The sequence below is a fragment of the Pusillimonas caeni genome (assembly GCF_003545815.1).
In the GTDB taxonomy this organism is placed as follows: Bacteria; Pseudomonadota; Gammaproteobacteria; order Burkholderiales; family Burkholderiaceae_B; genus Pusillimonas; species Pusillimonas caeni.
This window is the reverse complement of record NZ_PDUW01000022.1, coordinates 1-1,246: the sequence shown is the minus strand read 5'-3', so window position 1 is coordinate 1,246 and position 1,246 is coordinate 1. Positions and strand designations below refer to the sequence as shown.

General features: G+C 59.1%; 1 protein-coding gene. It reads right to left on the bottom strand.

Going from position 1 to position 1,246, the window contains the following annotated elements:
* Positions 1-182 precede the first annotated feature (182 nt).
* Positions 183-1,214, bottom strand: a complete 1,032-nt coding sequence (locus CSC67_RS21150; RefSeq protein ID WP_118996437.1) for an IS110 family RNA-guided transposase — start codon at positions 1,212-1,214, stop codon at positions 183-185.
* Between the last annotated feature and the right edge of the window lie 32 nt (positions 1,215-1,246).

The window sequence follows — 1,246 nt, the reverse complement described above, 5'->3', positions numbered from 1 at the left end:
TCCATCCCCGCTCCATGATGAGAGCCGCGCCGGGCAAGCCTAAGAACTCAATCAGCGTCGATGCGCTTTTCTTAAGCTCAGGTTTCCTGCCCGGCCGTTGAGCCGTTTATGTCTTCACGTATCTCGCGTCGCAAAACCAGGAAGTACTGCGTTAAAAGTAACTGCGTAAATCGGTAGGCTGATCAGGCTGCGCTCACAGCCTGGCTGCTCTGATAATGCGTGCCTCTGGCCAGAATAGCCCAGGCTATTCTGGCCAATTTATTGGCCAGCGCACAGGCCACCACGTTGCTATGACGCCGCGCCAACAGGCCCCTGACCCATTGCCCCAAGGCATCGGTACGCTGGGTGATGCGCTGCATCAACACCCGCGCGCACTGCACCAGCAAGCCCCTGAGGTGCTTGTCGCCTCGTTTGCTGATGCCCAGCAACGTAGGCTTGCCTCCCGTACTGTACTGGCGCGGTACCAGCCCGACCGAGGCGGCAAACTGCTTGGCCGAGCCAAACTGGCGCGCATCGCCCAACTGGGTCACCAAGGCGCTGGCCGTGATCGGGCCAATTCCCGGGATCTGCAACAACCGCTGGCTACGCTCGTCCTCACGCAATTGGGCCATCAGTTCACGCTCCAGCTGGGCGACCTGATCGTCCAGGTACTTGAAGTGAGCTTGCAACCGCTCTAACAACCTTAGCAGCCGCGGCGGCAAACAACCCTCCTGCTGAGCCAGCACTGCAGCCAGCCTGCCGATGATCGCCGGCCCTTTAGGCAAACTGATGCCAAACTCCAACAAAAAAGCATGGATCTGGTTAATCGTGGCGGTGCGGTCCCGAACCAGGGACTCACGCGTGCGATGCAGCATCGAGATCGTCTGTTGCGTCTCATTGCGGGCACTGACAAACCGCATGCTGGGGCGAGCTGCCGCCTCACAAATAGCCTGGGCATCGGCAAAGTCGTTCTTGTTGCCTTGAACAAAGGGCTTTACAAACTGCGGCGCAATCAGCTTGGCCTGGTGGCCTAACGCCTGGACGCGTCGGGCCACCCAGTGCGAGCCCGCACACGCCTCCATGACAACCGTGCAGACCGGGGTGTTGCTCAACAACTCAAACATCTGCTCGCGAGTAAGCTTCTTGCGCAGTACTTGCCGGCCGCTCTCATCTTGACCGTGAAGATGAAAACAGCGCTTACCCAGGTCAATGCCTATCAGCTTGATCGTCGCCATGATGGTCTCCTTATCTCCAGGGGGAAATCCCC

Coding starts and splice junctions, on each gene's coding strand:
- CSC67_RS21150 (WP_118996437.1), bottom strand. CDS start 1,214: ATGGCGACGATCAAGCTGATAGGCATTGACCTGGGTAAGCGCTGTTTT.